The sequence below is a fragment of the Janthinobacterium breve genome (genome assembly GCF_051380895.1).
In the GTDB taxonomy this organism is placed as follows: domain Bacteria; phylum Pseudomonadota; class Gammaproteobacteria; order Burkholderiales; family Burkholderiaceae_D; genus Janthinobacterium.
In genome coordinates this window covers 432,707-450,607 of record NZ_JBNYXY010000006.1, presented here as the reverse complement: position 1 = coordinate 450,607, position 17,901 = coordinate 432,707, and the positions used below count along the sequence as shown (strand labels likewise).

Genomic DNA, 17,901 nt, shown 5'->3' with positions numbered 1-17,901 from the left:
AGAATGCAGCCACTGGCAAGACGGTGACGGTCAGCGGCATCACCTTGGGCGGCGCGGATGCGGGCAACTACACGCTGGCCAGCGATGTTGCCATCGGCACGGCCGATATCGGCAAGGTGACGATCAACGGTGTCAGTGGCATCAGCGCCGGCAACAAGGTGTATGACGGCAAAACTGCCGCCAGCCTGAATCTGGCAGGTGCCACGTTCAACGGCATGGTGGCGGGCGATACACTGGCCTTGGACAGCGGCACGGTCAGCGGCGTCTTCAGCGACAAGAATGCGGCAGTTGGCAAGACGGTGACGATCAACGGTTTGGGCCTGAGTGGGCAGGATGCGGCCAACTATGTGCTAGCGAGCAATATTGCAAGCACCACGGCCGATATCACGCGCGCCAGCCTGGTCGTCAGCGTCACGGCGGCCAGCCGCGTATATGACACCACCACGGGCGCCAGCGTGACCCTGAGCGACAACCGCATCGGCAACGATCAGTTGGCCTTTAGCACGAATGGCGCCAAATTCAGCGACAAGAATGCAGGCATGGGCAAGACGGTAACGGTTGGCGGGATTGCCATCTCCGGTGTCGATGCGGGCAACTATACGGTCAATGGCACGGCCAGCGCCACGGCTAATATTGCGCAGGCGGCCTTGACCGTGAAGGTCGGCAACGCGGAAAAAGACCAGGGAAATGCCAATCCGGCATTCAACGCCAGCTATGCGGGCTTGCTGGGCGGCGATACAGCGGCCGGTGAACTGAGCGGCAACCTGGCATTCAGTACGACCGCAATGACCGGCTCAGCGGCAGGCGATTACCTGGTCTTGGCTTCTGGCCTGGCATCGACCAACTATGCCCTGAACTATGTCGATGGCGTGCTGAAAGTCAAGCCGACGGCTGCGCTGCAAGGTACCATCGCGAATGTGATCGCTGCCGTCAACGTGGTGCCATCGCAGGGCAACATGGTCGCCAGCGAGACGGTGACGGGCAAGCCCGACGCGAAAGGCGAAGGCAAGGGCAATCAGGACGGCGCTCCGGTGGTGCAGATGGCAGGCAATGTTATCAGCAACGTTTTGCCAGGCTTGCGCTTGAGTGTGGTGGATAGCGGCTTGCGCCTGCCCGTCGAATCGGGCGGCAACAACAGCCTGGAAAGCCAGTAACGCTGGCGGCATCGTTCTGTAGGGATGCCGGAGATGCCGCTTCGTGTTTCGCAGCGGCTTTTTTATACGGCCATGGCATGGCGGCGCTCGTATAATTGCCGCACAGAATTTATGTTTCTTCTTCAGTGCAGCGCTTCACGGAAAGTAATTACGCATGGTATCGAATTTCATCGGCGTGGCCGGCTTGCCCCGCGCCGGTTCCACCTTGCTGTGCCAGCTGCTGGCGCAGCACCCCGACCTGTATTGCGAAGGCAATAGCTCCCCCCTGTGCAATACTTTGAGGGGCATGCGGCGCATGGTCAGCGACGATCCTTTTTTCCTATCGCAACTCGATACGGCCTTCGATACCAGTTATGGCCATCTGAAAACGGCCATGCAAGGCTTCTTGCGCGGCTGGTACCAGGACTGCGGCAAGCAGGGCGTGGTCGACAAGAACCGCGCTTGGCTGCACTGCGTGGAAATGCTGCTGCAACTGGCGCCTGAGGCCAAGATCATCGTCTGCGTGCGCGAACTGGGGCAAGTCTATGGCTCCATCGAGGCGCAGCACCAGCGTACCATCCTGCTCGATTTTATTGATCACCTGGCCGACTACGACCGACTGGGCCGGGCCGACATGTTGTTTGGCAAGGGTCATACCATTGGCGACCCCTTGAGTGGGCTGCAGGCCGTACTGGATCTGCCCCTCGCAGTGCAGCGCAAACTGTATTTCGTGCGCTTCGAAGACGTGATGGCGCGTCCCGTGGAATGCATGTCGCACCTGTATGCGTGGCTGGGCCTGTCGCCCTTCCAGATCGACCCGCAGGACCTGGCTGTCGGCATCCAGGAAAGCGACAGCCATTACCGCATGAAATACACGCATCGCCAGCAGGCGACGATCAGCGCGCCCACTCCGCATGCGATACCGCCGCGCATCCAGGCGCAGATCGAAAGCGCGTATGGCTGGTTTTATGACCTGTATTATCCGCAACACCAACGCGTGGCGACGCCATCCGCCTGACAACACCTGCGGCAGTGCTAATACCACTTGCTGCGCCGCTGCCGGCGCGGTATTGCCGGCAGTTGCTGCAAATTCGGCTTTTTTTCCTTCCTCTCACTCGTTGCCTGCCGCACCGTAGCCGCACCGCCTGACGTTACCGGTATTGTAAAAAACACCGTTATATAAAACCACTTGACTACCAATTTTCGGCGTCGCATTCTCTGTGCAGAAAGCCGATGCTGCGCTGCGCTTTCTTTACGTACAACATAAAAAGCTACTTCGATAGTTTTCGTATAACGTTCAGGAGACAATGTGAAGACACGGCAATCAAGCCGGCTGGCTACGCCTTTCATGGCTGGCCTGCTGGGCAGCGCGCTGCTCGCTTGCGGCGGCAATTCCACCACCGAACCCCCGTCGACCCTGCTGGCGGCGACCACCGCCAGCGACAGTTGCGCGGCCTGGAGCGCCAGCGCCGTCTACACGGCGGGGCAGTGCGCCGTCTACGACGGCAAGGTCTACCGCGCCAAATGGTGGGTGCAGGGCACGGCGCCGAGCAACGAGCAATGGGGACCGTGGAGCCTGGATACCACCACACCCACACCCACTCCGACGCCGACACCGACGCCGACACCGACGCCGACACCGACGCCGACACCGACGCCGACTCCCACGCCAGGCGTGCCCTCCAGGGCCCAGGCCGAGGCCAACGAGGCGACGCTGACGAACAATGATTTCTTCCGCAAGGTCAAGGCCTCGATCCGCACCCTGGGCAATACGGCCGTCGAGGCCGTGCAGCCTGGCCTGGCCAGCAATCCGCTCAACGTCAAGCGCGTCGAGCGTCTGCTGCCGGCGGCGAAGTGGGATTATTATTTTGCCGCGCGCGACGCCAGCTACACCTACCAGCGCTTCCTGCAAGCCGTGGCCAAGTTCCCCGCCGTGTGCGACGACTACAGCGACGGGCGCAATGCGGATGCCATCTGCCGCCACAGCCTGGCCACCATGTTTGCCCACTTCGGGCAGGAAACGGGCGACCATAACGCCAGCAGCCCGCTGCCGCAATGGCGTCAGGGCTTGAAGTATTTGCGCGAACTGGGCTGCGACGAGACAGGCGCCGGCTGCGGCTACAACATCGAGTGCGCCGACCCCGTCTTCAACAAGGTGTGGACCTGCGGCAAGAATGCCGATGGCAGCTTCAAGAAATACTTTGGCCGCGGCGCCAAGCAGCTGTCCTACAACTACAATTACGGTCCGTTTTCGCAAGCCATGCATGACGGCGATCAATCCGTCCTGCTGAAAAATCCGGACCTGGTGGCCTCGACCTGGCTGAACCTGGCGTCGGCCACGTTTTTCTTTGTTTATCCGCAACCGCCGAAACCGTCGATGCTGCATGTGCTCGACGGCACGTGGGTGCCGAATGCGGCCGATACGGCGGCAGGCGCGGGCAACAATTTCGCCACCACCATCATGATCATCAACGCCGAATGCGGACAGGGCACGGAAAAGCAGGCCGCGCAAAACCGCATCGATTACTACAAGCAATTTGCCGCCGACATGGGCTGGGATTATTCCGGCGAACAATTGTCGTGCGCCAACATGCAACGTTTCACCCCGGCCAGTTCCGCTTCCTACAACATCTACTGGGAAAAGAACTGGAGTGCGGGTGGCGATAACCAATGCCAGCTGGTCAGCTATCAAACCCCGTACAGCGCCTTGCAGGCGGGGAACTACGTGAAATGCGTGGAAGCCAACTGGAATGTGAAGTTGCAGTAAAGCAAGTGCAGGAAGGCCGGCCAGGGATCACAGTTGACAAGAGCCCCCAGAGGGGCCTGCAACAGCTCACAACGTACAAGCTGTACAACCATAACGGAGACCCACATCACATGAAATCGAATGCATTATTGATGGCCCTGCTCAGCGGCGTGCTCGTCGCTTGCGGCGGCGGCCAGGAAGGCACGACGGCCACGCCAAACACCTTGCTGGCCGCCGTCGAAGCGTGCGCCGTCTGGGATGCCGCCACCGTCTATACGGGCGGCCAGTGCGTGCTTTACCAGGGCGTTACCTACAAGGCCAAGTGGTGGACGCAGGGCAATGTCCCCAGCGCCGCCGACCAGTGGGGCCCGTGGGCCGTGACGGATACGCCGACGCCAACGCCGACCCCGACTCCGACCCCGACTCCGACGCCAACGCCAACGCCGACGCCGACGCCAACGCCGACCCCAACGCCGACCCCAACGCCGACCCCAACGCCGACACCGACACCGACACCGACACCGACACCGACACCGACACCAACGCCCACGCCCACGCCCACGGCCTGCCGTCCGGACGGCTTGATCTCGGCCGTGCCGAATGTGCCGTATTGCAAGGTGTACGACGCGAATGGCCGCGAAGTGCTGGGCAATGGCTTGAACCGGCGCATCGTCGGCTATTTCGCCAGCTGGCGCACGGGTGTCGATGGCAGTCCTACGTATCTGGTGAACAACTTGCCGTGGGATAAGATCACTCACCTGAACTATGCGTTTGCTTCTGTCGACCCGGCCACCTCGAAGATCGCCATCGGCAGCGGTGCGGCCAATCCCGATACGGGTCTGACCTGGCCGAACGTGCCGGCGGCGGCCATGGACCCGTCCCTGCCGTACAAGGGCCACTTCAACTTGCTGGCGCAATACAAGAAGAAGTATCCGGGCGTGAAACTGATGATTTCCGTGGGCGGCTGGGCCGGCAGCGGCGGCTTCTACACGGCCACGACGAATGCGGACGGCAGCATCAACACGGCCGGCATCAATACCCTGGCCGATTCCATGGTGGCGTTCGTGCGCCAGTACAACTTCTTTGATGGCGTCGATGTCGATTACGAACACCCGACCACCAACAATGAAGCGGGCAATCCGAACGATTTCGCCGCCTCGAAACCACGGCTGGCCGGCCTGATGACGAGCTACAACGTGCTGCTGAAAGTGCTGCGCCAGAAGCTCGACGAAGCGGCCGTGCAGGACAATAAATACTATCTGCTCACCATCGCCGGTTCCGCCTCGGGCTGGGTCTTGCGCGGCGAGGAAAATATGTCGGGATTGAAATATCTCGATTATGCCAGCCTGATGAGTTACGACTTGCACGGCGCGTGGAACCAGTACGTGGGGCCGAACGCGGCGCTGTTTGACGACGGCAACGATGGCGAACTGCGGGCCGGCAACGCCTACCAGTACCAGAACATCGGCTACCTGAATACGGACTGGGCCTATCGCTATTACCGGGGCGCCATGCAGGCGGGACGCATCAATATCGGCGTGCCGTTCTACACGCGGGGCTGGAAGGACGTGACGGGCGGTACGAACGGCCTGTGGGGCACGACGCCACTGATCAGCTCCACGGTCACCTGCGCCGGCACCAAGACGTGCGGCACGGGCGCCACCGGCATCGATAACGTGTGGTTCGACCTCGACTCGCAAGGCAAGCCCACGCCGGGCGGTGGCAACCCCATCTGGCATGCGCTGAACTTGCAAAACGGCATCGTGCCAAGCTACCTGGACGCCTACAAGGTCACGGACAAGGCCCTGGTAGGCACTTATGTGCCGTACTACAGCAGCACCATGGTGGCGCCGTGGCTGTGGAATGCGAGCAAGAAAGTGTTCATTTCCACGGAAACTACGCAGTCGATCGCGGCCAAGGCCCAGTACATCGTCAACAACAATATCGGCGGCGTGATGATCTGGGAAATGGCGGGCGACTATGCCTGGGATGCCACGCGCAATGGCGGCAAGGGCGAGTACTTCATGGGCACCACCCTGACGGACGTGCTGTACCAGGCCTTCCGCACGGCCGGCGTGTATGGCAACAAGCGCGCCGAAATCGCCATGCCGGGCACGGCTGCCAACGTCAGCATCACCTTGGGCGGCTGGAAGCTGGGTGACAACAACTTCCCCATCAACCCGGTGATGACGCTGAAGAACAACACCACGTCGACCTTGCCCGGCGGCACCGTGGTGGAGTTCGATTATCCCGTGTCGGCGCCATCGGACATGAGCGACCAGTCGGGCTTCGGCTTGACGGTAATCAATGCCGGCTACACGGGACCGAACAATATCGGCGGCTTCACCAAGAACTACAACCGGGCCCGCTTCGCGATTCCCGCCTGGCAATCGCTGGCGCCGGGCGGCTCCGTGGCGCTGACCGTGAACTACCGCTTGCCCATCTCGGGACCGGCCAACTACACGGTCACCGTGGGCGGCACCAAGTATGCGCTGACGCAAGAGTACCCGGAATTGCCGGTGGCCTTGCCGTAAGGCGATGATACGGTAGGGTAAACAGGGAAGGGCGGAACCGCGGTTCCGCCCTTTTTCAATTGCAGCAATTAAACTAGCTTAGAACCAAGTTTCCACTTGGAAACCATACGACGTGCCGCTGGTATTGTTGTTGTACACGGGACCGGAGTTGTTCGACGCGTTGACCGAAGCGGTAGCCGCATCGTTCCATTTGCCGTAGGTAACAAAAGCGCGCAACTCGGGACGCGACCACAGGCCAGGACCGGCGGAGATCGTCGGTGCGATGGTCAGCTTGGTCAGGCGCTTGGCCGGCAGGCCGCCCGCTTGCGTCACGCGATCCGTGCCCAGTTCCGTCACCAGCTTGAAGTTGTTGGTGAACGCATACACGGGACGCACGCCGACCGAGGTCCAGGTCGAGGAACCGGTGGCGTTCGACTCGTCTTTTTGCCACAGGGCGACGAATTCCATGCCGAAGTTTTCCATCGGCTGGATCGCCATGTCATTGAAGACGCGCGTGCGCTTCACGTCCGAACCGAACGAAGTGCTGCCGGTAGCACCCAACTGGCCGTTGCCGGAACCACCGATGCCGGGGCCGACGCCGTACTGCACGCCGAAGGTATTGCCGCCGCCGAAGACCTTGCCTTGACGGTGGAATGCCGACAGCTGCCAGCCATTGTGCTTCGGACCGTAGCCGTCGTTATCCTTGCCCTGGCCGATGATATAGGTCGCGGCGATGTCCAGCAAGCCATCCTGGTTCACAGGGATGTCGCCGTAGATCAGATTCTGGCGCACGGCCGAAGTGGTGCCCACCACGTTGGTCACGGGATTCACGTTGCGCACGTCGTTATCCTTGAAGAAGGCATACGACAGCTTGCCCGTGCCCACAGGAATGCGATCCAGGCCGGCACCTGTGCCGTTCATGTTGATGTATTGCAGATCCAGCATGTGGATGTCGGGACGGTAGTAGAAGCGTTTGCCGACCCAGGCCGTGCCGCCGTTCAGGAAATCGAGTCCCTGCGCTTCGACATAGGCCTTGACGATGCCCAGCTTGCGGTCGCCGAAATCGGACGATGGCGCGTAAGCGTTGACCCAGATGGTGGCCAGGTAGTTCACGTCGCCGGACTTGGCGACGGACTTGGTGTAGCCGAATTCCGTGTAGGCGTCGCACTCATTGCCCAGACGATATTTCATGGTATTGCCGCCCAGACCATAGCAGCTTTGCGGGCCGCCGCCGTCAGCGGTGGTGCTGCCGGCGCCGGCGCGCAGGTAGCCGTGGAAGCCTTCGGCATCACCTGGGTACATGGGGCCGGCGGCAGCGGAAGCGCTGGCGATGGCCAGGATCAGGGCAGGTAAGGTTTTCAATGCAGTGCGATTCATGCGGTCTCCAGAATAATGTAGGTGGTAGCGCTGGCGCCCCCGAGGACGGCCATCGCATACGGTCTAATGCCGAAAACCAAGTCTAGCAGCGCTTTTTTAACCACCCTGATACAAAACGGACAAGTGACGATACTTTCTTCCAGAGTGTTGTTTTTGCTGCATATCGATACTCTCGCGCATAGTGGACCTGCAAAAGAGTATCGAATTGCGGTTTCGGAGTATCAGAAAGTATCAAAGGCCGGTGCTACATTGTGGTCGTGGTGCTAAGTACCTGAGCATTGCCAACGACAAAAAACACTGGAGACACACAATGAAACGTTCCGCCATTGCCGCGCTGTGCGCCGGCGCCTTCTGCTTCGCTTCGTCCGCCTTTGCCGCCACCGACCTGGTCATCGCCACCGTCAACAACGGCCACATGATCGAAATGCAAAAGCTCAGCAAGTTCTTCGAGCAAGCCAATCCCGACATCAAGCTCAAATGGGTGACCCTGGAAGAGGGCGTCTTGCGTCAGCGCATGACCACCGACATCGCCACCAAGGGCGGCCAGTTCGACGTGATGACCATCGGCCTGTATGAAACCCCTATTTGGGGCAAGAAAAACTGGCTGATCCCCATCAAGCCGGACGCCAAATACGATATCGACGACTTGCTGCCGGCCATACGCGAAGGCCTCTCCGGCGATGGCAAGCTGTACGCGTCGCCGTTCTATGGCGAAAGCTCGATGATCATGTACCGCAGCGACCTGGTCAAAAAGGCGGGCGTGACGATCGAAGACCGCCCCACCTGGAACCAGTTGCGCGACGTGGCCGCCAAGCTGCACGATCCGGCCAATGGCGTGTACGGTATCTGCCTGCGCGGCAAGCCGGGCTGGGGCGACAACATGGCGCTGATCACCACCATGGCCAATTCCTACGGCGGCCAGCTGTTCGACATGCAATGGAAACCGCAATTTACCAGCAAGCCGTGGAAGGATGCGGTCACCATGTATGTCGACCTGATGAAGAAATACGGCCCGCCGGGCGCGGCCGCCAACAGCTTCAATGAAAACCTGGCGCTGTTCAACCAGGGCAAGTGCGGCATCTGGATCGATGCGACGATTGCCGCGTCTTTCATCACGGACCCGAAACAGAGCAAGGTGGCCGATAAGGTGGCGTTTGCCCAGTCGCCCATCGGCGTGACGGAGCGGGGCGCCAACTGGCTGTGGATCTGGTCGCTCGCCATCCCAGCGAGCTCCAAGCACCCGAATGAAGCGCAACGCTTCATCAACTGGGCCACGTCGCCCGACTACGTGAAACTGGTTGCCAAAGAAACCAGTTGGGCCAACGTGCCGACGGGCACGCGCAAATCGACGTATGCCAACCCCGAGTTCCAGAAAGTAGCGAAATTTGCCGCCGCCGAAGGCAAGGCGCTGGCCACCACGCGCGCCGTGCAAAGCACCATGCTGCCATCGCCGTACGTGGGCGTGCAATTCGCGTCCATCCCCGAATTCCAGGTGATCGGCGTGGCGGCAGGCCAGCAGATGGCGGCGGCGCTGCTGGGCAAGGTGACGGTCGACCAGGCGCTGGAATTGTCGCAGCAGACGGCGGAGCGGGAGATGCGCAAGGGCGGCTATTACAAGTAAGAGGATAGCCTGACCAAACCTACTACGCGTCGCGCTTTGCGGCCGGCGATGCTCACCGTACTAGAGTACGGTTGCGCTTCTCGGCCACAAATCACTGCCGCTCGCTACGGTTTTGTCAGGCATCTATGCTGTTTGGTTTGTAAAACAGGTGAAGTGGCTGGTCTTGCTATTGCGTGAGATCAATCACTCACCTCACGTCCCAAGAGAACATTATGAAACGCATTATCCCCCGGGCTTTGCTGACGCCGGCCGTGGTCGCCGTCTCCGTCATTTCCGTGATCCCGCTGCTGATCACCCTGTTTTACTCGTTCGTGCGCTATTCCATGCTCGATCCGAGCGGCCATCCTTTCCATGGCCTGGCCAATTTTCACTTTTTCTTTACCGATGCATCTTTCCTGCCGGCATTGCAGAACACGTTTACTTTGTTGTTTTCCGTCATGCTGATCACCGTGGTGCTGGGCACGGCGCTGGGACTGCTGATCAATGAAGCGTTCCCCGGGCGCGCCATCGTGCGCGTGCTGCTGATTTCGCCGTTTCTCGTCATGCCGGCCGTCAACGCCCTGATGTGGAAGAACATGCTGCTCAACCCGATCTACGGCTTGTTCGCGCAAATCAGCATCTTCTTTGGCGCCACGCCCGTCGACTGGCTGTCGGCCCACCCCCTGTTTTCCATCATCATGATGGTGTCTTGGCAATGGCTGCCGTTTGCCTGCCTGATCTTCATGACAGCCCTGCAATCGATGGACCGCGAACAGCTGGAAGCGGCGCGCATGGATGGCGCCACGTATGTGCAGCAGTTGCGCTACCTCTACATCCCCCATCTGGGCCGCGCTGTTTCGGTGGTGCTGATGATCGAGATGATCTTTTTGCTGTCGATCTTTGCGGAAATCTTTACCACCACGGGCGGCGGTCCCGGCTTCGACACGACCACCATCACTTTCATGATTTATCAGCAGGCACTGCTGTCGTATGACGTGGGAGCGGCCTCGGCCGGCGCCCTGTTCGCCGTGCTCATCGCCAACATCGCCGCCTTCTTCCTGATGCGCGTCATCGGCAAGAACCTGTCGAAATAAGGAGACCTTGATGCATAGCAAACTCAATCTGTATAGCCGCACGGCCGCCGCCTGGCTGTGCGCGCTGCTGCTGTTCTTTCCCATCTTCTGGTTGGGTCTGATGGCCTTCAAGACGGAAGGGCAAGCCATTTCCACGCCGCCCCTGCTGTTCTTCACGCCGACCCTCGACAGCTTCCGCGAAGTGCTGGCGCGCGACAATTACTTCGGTTACGCGTGGAACTCCTTGTTTACCAGCGTGGTCTCGACGGCCATCGGCCTCTTGATCGCCATTCCGGCCGCCTATTCGATGGCTTTCTTTCCCACGGGCGGCACCATCGGCTTGCTGAAATTCATGCTCAGCTCGCGCTACATGCCCGGCGTGGGCGCCCTGATGCCCGTCTATATCTGCTACCAGTACTTTGGCCTGCTCGACACGCGCATCGGCCTGACCATCATGTTCATGCTGATGAATCTGCCCATCATGATCTGGCTGCTGTACACGAGCATGAAGGAGTTGCCGCGTGAAATCCTGGAAGCGTCGCGCATGGATGGCGCCACCGTGTGGGATGAATTCCGCCATGTCGTGCTGCCCCTGTCCGTGGGCGGCATCGCTTCCACGGCCCTCGTGTGCATGGTGTGGTCGTGGAACGAATCGTTCTGGTCGCTGAACCTGGGCGCCTCCAATGCGGGCACGCTGGCCTGGCTCATCGCTTCGTATTCCAGCCCGGAAGGTTTGTTCTGGGCGAAATTGTCGGCCGCCTCCCTGATGGCGATTGCGCCCATCATGGCGCTGGGCTGGTTCTGTCAAAAACAATTGGTGCAGGGCATGACCTTTGGCGCTGTTAAGTAAACACTATTGGATGACATCATGGCTTATCTTCAACTGAGCAATATCGAGAAATTCTTTGGCGAGCACCGCGCCATCAAGGGCATCGACCTGGACATCCAGCAGGGCGAATTCGTCGTCTTCGTGGGGCCGTCAGGTTGCGGAAAATCAACCCTGCTGCGCCTGATCGCGGGCCTGGAACCGATCGATGGCGGCAAACTGTCGCTCGACGGGCGCGACATCACGAACGTGCCATCGTCCAAGCGGGACCTGGCGATGGTATTCCAGTCGTATGCGCTATACCCGCACATGACGGTGTTCCAGAACATGTCCTTCGCGCTGAAGCTGGCCGGCGTCGATCCTGCCATCATCCGCGAAAAAGTCGACAAGGCGGCCGCCATCCTCGACCTGGGGAAATACCTGGAACGCACGCCGAAGGAGCTGTCGGGCGGCCAGCGCCAGCGCGTGGCCATCGGCCGCGCCATCGTGCGCGACCCGAAAGTGTTTTTGTTCGATGAACCGTTGTCGAACCTGGACGCGGCCCTGCGCGTGCAGACGCGCATCGAGATCGCCAAGCTGCACCGCGAGCTGGGCGCCACCACCATCTATGTCACGCACGACCAGGTGGAAGCGATGACCCTGGCCGACCGCGTGGTGGTGCTGCGCGACGGGCAGATCGAGCAGCATGGCTCGCCATTGGAACTGTATGACCGCCCCGCCAACCGCTTTGTCGCGCAATTCATCGGCACGCCCAGCATGAACGTGGTACCCGCCGACGCAGCACCGCAACTGCTGGCGCAGGCGGGCAGCGCGGCGCAGACCGACGGTTTTGTCGGCATCCGCCCCGAGCACGTGCACCTGGGGGCGGCGCAGCCGGGCAGCGTGCCCGTCACCGTCGACCTGGTCGAATCCCTGGGCGTGGAAACGCTGACCTATGTGCGCCTGCCGAACAATGTGCAGGTGGTCTCGCGCGGCGCCGAACGCAGCAGCCTGCAGCCGGGCCAGCAGACGCACCTGACCTTCGAACCGGGCTTCGTGCATTATTTTGACCGCGCGGGCAAGACTTACGCGGCAGCGAAAGGAGCGCTGTAATGGACGCCATCGCATTGAACCAGGCGAACCTGGCGCAGCTGCCAGCCAGGGTGGCCGTGCCCGCGTATGCGCGCGGCGCGCTCGTGCCCAGCATCGTGCATATCGGCGTGGGCGGCTTTTTCCGAGCCCACCAGGCCGTGTACCTCGACGATTTGCTGGCCTTGCCCGGAAATGAGCAATGGGGCTATTCCGGCGTGGGCTTGCTGGTGATTGATGCGGCCATGCGCGACGCCATGCAGGCGCAGGATGGGCTGTACACGGTGGTCGAGCGCAGCGCGGCCGGCGACTCGGCGCGCATCATCGGCAGCATCGGCGAATACCTGTATGCGCCCGACGAGCCGCAAGCCGTGCTGGAAAAGCTGGCCGACCCTGGCACGCGCATCGTCGCGCTGACCATCACCGAGGGCGGCTACTATGTGAATCAGGGCACGGGCGAGTTTGATGCGGATCATGCCGACATCGTGCATGAACTGGCGCATCCCGAGGCGCCGCGCTGCTCGTTCGGCTACCTGGCCGCCGCCCTGGCCCTGCGACACCAGCGGGGACTGGCGCCGTTTACCATCATGTCCTGCGATAACCTGCAAAACAATGGCGACGTGACGCGCAAGATGCTGCTGGCCTTTGTCTCCCTGCGCGACGGGGAACTGGCGCGCTGGCTGGCCACGCATGGCAGCTTCCCCAACAGCATGGTCGACCGCATCACGCCGGCCACCACCGATGAACACCGGGCGCTGGTGCGCGATACGTTCGGCATCGCCGACGCCTGGCCCGTGGTGTGCGAGCCGTTCCGCCAGTGGGTCATCGAGGACGAATTCCCGCAGGGCCGGCCGGCCTGGGAAAAGGTGGGCGCGCAGATGACGCACGACGTGCTGCCGTATGAAAAGATGAAGCTGCGCTTGCTCAATGCCAGCCACCAGGCCCTGTGCTACATAGGCATGCAGCTCGGTTACACGTATGCGCATGAAGCGATGATGGATGCCGGCATCCGACTGCTCGTGCGGCGCATGATGGATGACGAGGTCACGCCCCTGCTCGATGAAGTGGAGGGCATCGACCTGGCCAGCTACAAGGACACCCTGGTCGAGCGCTTCTCGAATCCGGCCGTGCGCGACCAGCTGGCGCGCATCGGCACGGAGGGTTCGGCGCGCATCCCGAAATTCGTGCTGCCGTCCGTGCGCGAAGCGCTGGCGCAAGGCGGCGCCATCAAGCTGCTGGCCTTCACGGTGGCATGCTGGTTCCGCTACCTGGAAGGCCACGACGAGCAGGGGCGCGAGATGCCCCTGAACGACCCGTATGCGGCACGCCTCCGGGCACTGGCGCTGCAGGGCGGGGCCGATGCCACGGCGCTGCTGTCCTTGCGCGAGCTGTTCGGTGACTTGAGCGACACACAAGCGTTCACGCAGGCGGTGGGCGAGGCGCTGGCCAGCCTGTATGGACTGGGCGCGCGTGCTGCGCTGGAACAGAGCGTCGCCTGACGGGGAGGGCGCGCCATGCCACGCAAAGCCGATGCTGTCTTGCCGCAGATGGAGCTGGAACAGCAGCGCGATGCCACGCCCGGCTTCGAACCAAAAGGCAGTTTCGGCTTCATCCGCTACCTGGAGCATGGCTTTCCGAATGCACTGGTGCGCTGGCACTATCACGACGAGTACGAACTGCACCTGATCGTCAAGACGAGCGGCAAGGTCTTCGTGGGCGACTACATCGGCCAGTTCACGCCCGGCCACCTGGTGCTGACGGGGCCGCGCGTGCCGCACAACTGGGTCTCGCTCGACACGCCGCCCGAAGGCGTGGCCTTGCGCGACATGGTGATCCAGTTTTCGCACGCGCCGCTGGCTTCGATGTCCGCCGCCATTCCCGAATTGAAGGATATTTTTCCGCTGCTGCAGCGCGCCCTGCACGGCGTGGAGTTCTTTGGCGTCAGCGAGCAGTCGCTGCGGCGCTTCCAGCGCATCCGCGACAGCAGCGGCCTGCCGCGCTTCATCGAGTTTTTGACCTTGTTGGGTGAACTGGCGCAGACCAGCGATTACCAATTGCTGTCGACGGTGCCGATGCAGTCGAGCGACGACGACGTTGCCTTGGCGCGCATCAGTTCGGCCATCAACTTCATCGTGCACAATTACAGCAGCCAGTTCTCGCTGAAACAGCTGGCCGAGCAGGTGGACATGCCCGAGCGGACGTTTTCGCGTTTCTTCCGCAGCGCCACGGGTAACAGCTTCACGGACTTCGTCAACCGCCTGCGCATCAACAAGGCGTGCCAGCTGCTGATGGAGACGGAGCGCTATGTCAGCAACATCTGCTACGAAGCGGGATTCAATAACGTGGCCAACTTCAACCGGCGTTTCCTGGAATTGAAGGGCATGACGCCGAAGGAGTTTCGCCAGCAGGCGCTGGGCCGTTTTGGCGCATGAGGCTTTTTGAGGTACATTGGATGGCACAGGCGGGGACAGCCTGAGAGAGACAAGCATGGAACACCTGTGGCAGAAGGACAGCGAGCGCAAGGCGCCTGAACTGGAACGCGAAAGCTACGACGGCATCATCAATTACCTGGAACATGGCTATCCCAGCTCGCGCGTGCGCTGGCACTGCCATGAAGAGTATGAGCTGCACCTGATCGTCGCCACCAGCGGGCGATTGTTCGTGGGCGACTATATCGGCGAATTCTCGCCCGGCCACCTGGTGCTGACGGGCCCGCGCCTGCCGCATAACTGGATCTCGAACGTGGTGCCGGAAGGGGGCGTGGCCCTGCGTGACATGATCGTGCAATTCGCCCACGCGCCGCTGGCTGGCGCCGCGCGTGTTATCCCCGAACTGCGCGAGCTGCTGCCCCTGCTGGAGCGCTCCAGCTATGGAGTGGAGTTTTTCGACATGGGCCATGAGGCGGAGCAGCACCTGGCGCGCATCCGCGCCACGCATGGCGCCGAGCGCTTCGCCGAATTCGTCCAGTTAATCAGCAAGCTGGCGCGCACGGCCAACTACCGCTTGCTATCGAGCGCCTCCCTGCGCTCGTACGACGATGACGCCACCCTGGCCAAGGTCAATTCCGTCCTCAACTACATCACGGACAATTACCGCGAGCCGATTTCGGCGGAAATGCTGGCCGAGCAAGTGGGCATGTCGCTGAGTAAATTCTCGCGCTTCTTCCGCAAGGCGACGGGCAACAGTTTTACGGATTTCATCAGCCGTTTGCGCATCAACAAGGCGTGCCAGCTGTTGATGGATACCGATCACTATGTGTCGAACGTCTGTTACGACGTGGGTTTCCAGAATGTGGCCAATTTCAACCGCCGCTTCCTGCAGGTGAAAGGCGTCACGCCGAAGGAATTTCGGCGCCAGGCCGATGGCCGCTTTGGCGGCATCGGCGGGCCTGTTGCGGATACGCCACTGGCGTGAAGGCTGTCATGGGCTTGTCACTTTGCCCAGTTACTCTCCACGGCTTCAATCCCACCTTAGCCGAGGAATGCATGAACACTGCTGTAACGTCGACCCCGAAACTGACCCTGCTGGCCATCGCCGCCAGCCTGACCCTGGCCGCTTGCGGCGGCAGCGATAGTACGCCGGCGGAACCGGCCAAACCCGTGGCGCAGACGGGCGTGTTCCTCGACGGTGCGGTGGAGGGACTCGATTACGTGGCTGGCAGCGCGGCCAAGTCCAGCACCAATGCCAAGGGCGAATTCATTTGCAACCCGGGCGAGACGGTGGCTTTCAGCGTGGGCGGCCTGGCCCTGGGCTCGGCGCCATGCGGCGCCGTCGTCACGCCGCTGGCGCTGGCCGCCAGCACGAATGTGGCGGACGACAAGGTCGTCAACCGCCTGCTGGCGCTGCAACTGCTCGATGACGACAGCGATCCGTCGAACGGCATCAAGCTCACGGCCGAAGTGAAGGCAGCGTTGGCCGGCAAGACGCTGGACTTTGCCGTCGCTCCGGCCGTCTTCAACGCGGCCCTGGTCGCACACTTGAGCAGCGTGGGCGGGAAATTCGCCAGTCGTACGGTCGATGCGGAGCGCCGCGCCCTGGTGCGCGAGCATTTCGAAGATACCCTCGCCTCGAAAGTGGGCGCGCCCGTCAACGAAGCGCTGACGCAGGCCAATCCGGTGGGCGAAGTGAAAGTCACCGTGACGCGCTACCAGATCCAGGCAGCGGACAAATACTATGTGCCGTACGAAGGCGCGAATGCGAAAATCAAGGGCGAATTCCCGAACGGCTTCCTGCCGTCGTATGGTTCGGGCCTGGCCTACAAGGGCAAGAATGCGGCGGGCGACCTGGAATTCTATGGCTTGACGGACCGCGGCCCGAATGGCGATGGCCCGCTGCTGCCCGACCCATCGGGCAAGGGCACCATCGGCAGCAAGATCTTCCCGTCACCCAGTTTTACCCCCTCGTTCGGCGTGATCACGGTGGGCAAGAACGGCGCCGTGCTGACGTCCAGCACCCCGATCAAGGTATCGGCCACCGTCAACAGCTCGGGCTTGCCCGTGCCCGTAGGCGCGGTGGGCAATTCGGCCGAGATTCCCGTCATGGATGCGATGAAGTTCGACGCGACCGGCAAGGCTGTCTTCAACGCGGGCGGCCTCGATTCGGAAGCCATCGTCGTCGATGCGAAGCGCAATGCGCTGTGGGTGTCCGACGAATACGGCCCGTTCATCGTCAAGATCGATGCCGCCACTGGCGTCATCCAGGCCAAGTACGAGCCGGGCAAGGGCTTGCCGGCGCTGTTCGCCAAGCGCCGCGCGAATCGCGGCATGGAAGGCATGACCCTCGACACGAGCAACGACAAGCTGTACGCCTTCCTGCAAAGCCCCTTGTCCGACGGCAGCGCGCCGTACACGGTGACGAAGAAGAATGAACAGGTCGAGCGCTTCGCCCGCTTCACGCGCTGGATCGAATTCGATCCGACGACGGGCACCAGCGGCAAGATGTATGCGTATCCGCTGAATGCCGCCGACTACCAGGATGGCCGCACGGGCAACGCCAAGCTGGGCGACATGGTGGCGCTGGGCGGCGGCAAGTTCCTCGTCATCGAGCAGGGCGCCGCGCCGTCGGGCAAGGTCTTTAACAAGCTGATGCTGGTCGAATTGAAGGGCGCCACCGATATCGCGGCCGCCGCCTTCAATGCGACGACCTCCGACCTGGAAAAAAGCAGCATGGGCGGCGCGGCCGTGAATGGCGCCGACTGGACGGCTGTCACGCCGCTGAAGAAAACCCTGCTGCTGGACTTGAACGCCATCGGCTGGGCGGCGGAAAAGGCCGAAGGCTTGACCCTGATCGACGACTCCACCATCGCGCTGGCCAACGACAATGACTTCGGCCTGAAAACCAAGATCTTTGATGCGAATGGCGTGGAAGTGGCGGATGCCGACGTGACCAAGTGCACGGTTGATGCGAACGGCGCCATCGTCACCAGCGCTGCCGTCGGCTGCACTGCGGGCAATACCATCCGCGTGGCGCGCGGCGACGACCGTGAACGCCCTAGCCGCTTGTGGATCGTGAAGTTCGCCAAGGCGCTCAATACGTATTGATGCAGCCGGACGGATGAAAAAAAGC

The 17,901-nt window shown here is 61.6% G+C and carries 14 protein-coding genes; 12 read left to right on the top strand and 2 right to left on the bottom strand.

Annotation, left to right across the window (positions count from 1 at the left end; all coding sequences use genetic code 11):
- A partial coding sequence (locus ACQ4W0_RS14530; RefSeq protein ID WP_436577348.1) for a YDG domain-containing protein occupies positions 1–1,154 on the top strand: 1,154 nt, incomplete at its 5' end.
- 154 nt (positions 1,155–1,308) lie between these two features.
- On the top strand, positions 1,309–2,151 hold the full coding sequence (locus ACQ4W0_RS14525) for a sulfotransferase family protein (protein ID WP_436577347.1): 843 nt from the start codon (positions 1,309–1,311) through the stop codon (positions 2,149–2,151).
- 17 nt (positions 2,152–2,168) lie between these two features.
- Here ACQ4W0_RS14525 and ACQ4W0_RS14520 read toward each other — a convergent pair whose 3' ends face one another.
- Positions 2,169–2,483: a hypothetical protein gene (locus ACQ4W0_RS14520; protein WP_436577346.1), complete on the bottom strand. Its 315-nt coding sequence runs from the start codon at positions 2,481–2,483 to the stop codon at positions 2,169–2,171.
- Here ACQ4W0_RS14520 and ACQ4W0_RS14515 point away from each other — a divergent pair.
- Complete coding sequence (locus tag ACQ4W0_RS14515; RefSeq protein WP_436577345.1) at positions 2,482–3,900, top strand: glycoside hydrolase family 19 protein; 1,419 nt, start codon at positions 2,482–2,484, stop codon at positions 3,898–3,900. The two genes, ACQ4W0_RS14520 and ACQ4W0_RS14515, sit on opposite strands and share 2 nt — an antisense overlap.
- 110 nt (positions 3,901–4,010) lie before the next feature.
- On the top strand, positions 4,011–6,413 hold the full coding sequence (locus ACQ4W0_RS14510) for a chitinase C-terminal domain-containing protein (protein ID WP_436577344.1): 2,403 nt from the start codon (positions 4,011–4,013) through the stop codon (positions 6,411–6,413).
- Between the two features lie 78 nt (positions 6,414–6,491).
- Here ACQ4W0_RS14510 and ACQ4W0_RS14505 read toward each other — a convergent pair whose 3' ends face one another.
- Entirely contained in the window at positions 6,492–7,769 is a 1,278-nt protein-coding gene (locus tag ACQ4W0_RS14505) for a maltoporin (protein ID WP_436577343.1), read from the bottom strand.
- Positions 7,770–8,079: 310 nt separating this feature from the next.
- On the opposite strand from ACQ4W0_RS14505, the gene ACQ4W0_RS14500 reads away from it, so the two are divergent.
- The 8 genes from ACQ4W0_RS14500 to ACQ4W0_RS14465 all read left to right on the top strand — a co-directional run bounded on the left by ACQ4W0_RS14500 (position 8,080) and on the right by ACQ4W0_RS14465 (position 17,876).
- Positions 8,080–9,390 (top strand): ABC transporter substrate-binding protein, encoded by a 1,311-nt coding sequence (locus tag ACQ4W0_RS14500; RefSeq protein ID WP_436577342.1) that lies wholly within the window; start codon positions 8,080–8,082, stop codon positions 9,388–9,390.
- Positions 9,391–9,602: 212 nt separating this feature from the next.
- Entirely contained in the window at positions 9,603–10,463 is an 861-nt protein-coding gene (locus ACQ4W0_RS14495) for a carbohydrate ABC transporter permease (RefSeq protein ID WP_436577341.1), read from the top strand.
- Between the two features lie 10 nt (positions 10,464–10,473).
- The gene (locus tag ACQ4W0_RS14490) at positions 10,474–11,292 is read left to right on the top strand and encodes a carbohydrate ABC transporter permease (protein WP_436577340.1); all 819 of its coding nucleotides are present in this window, start codon (positions 10,474–10,476) and stop codon (positions 11,290–11,292) included.
- A gap of 18 nt (positions 11,293–11,310) precedes the next feature.
- Positions 11,311–12,360: an ABC transporter ATP-binding protein gene (locus ACQ4W0_RS14485; RefSeq protein ID WP_436577339.1), complete on the top strand. Its 1,050-nt coding sequence runs from the start codon at positions 11,311–11,313 to the stop codon at positions 12,358–12,360.
- Positions 12,360–13,835: a mannitol dehydrogenase family protein gene (locus ACQ4W0_RS14480; protein ID WP_436577338.1), complete on the top strand. Its 1,476-nt coding sequence runs from the start codon at positions 12,360–12,362 to the stop codon at positions 13,833–13,835. Before ACQ4W0_RS14485 ends, ACQ4W0_RS14480 begins: the two co-directional genes overlap by 1 nt.
- A 15-nt stretch (positions 13,836–13,850) precedes the next feature.
- Positions 13,851–14,768: a helix-turn-helix domain-containing protein gene (locus tag ACQ4W0_RS14475; RefSeq protein WP_436577337.1), complete on the top strand. Its 918-nt coding sequence runs from the start codon at positions 13,851–13,853 to the stop codon at positions 14,766–14,768.
- Between the two features lie 55 nt (positions 14,769–14,823).
- Positions 14,824–15,750 carry a helix-turn-helix domain-containing protein gene (locus tag ACQ4W0_RS14470; RefSeq protein WP_436577336.1) on the top strand — a complete coding sequence of 309 codons (927 nt, stop codon included), beginning with the start codon at positions 14,824–14,826 and terminating at the stop codon, positions 15,748–15,750.
- Positions 15,751–15,821: 71 nt separating this feature from the next.
- Positions 15,822–17,876, top strand: coding sequence for an esterase-like activity of phytase family protein (locus ACQ4W0_RS14465; RefSeq protein ID WP_436577335.1), 2,055 nt, complete (start codon positions 15,822–15,824; stop codon positions 17,874–17,876).
- The last annotated feature ends 25 nt before the right edge of the window (positions 17,877–17,901 follow it).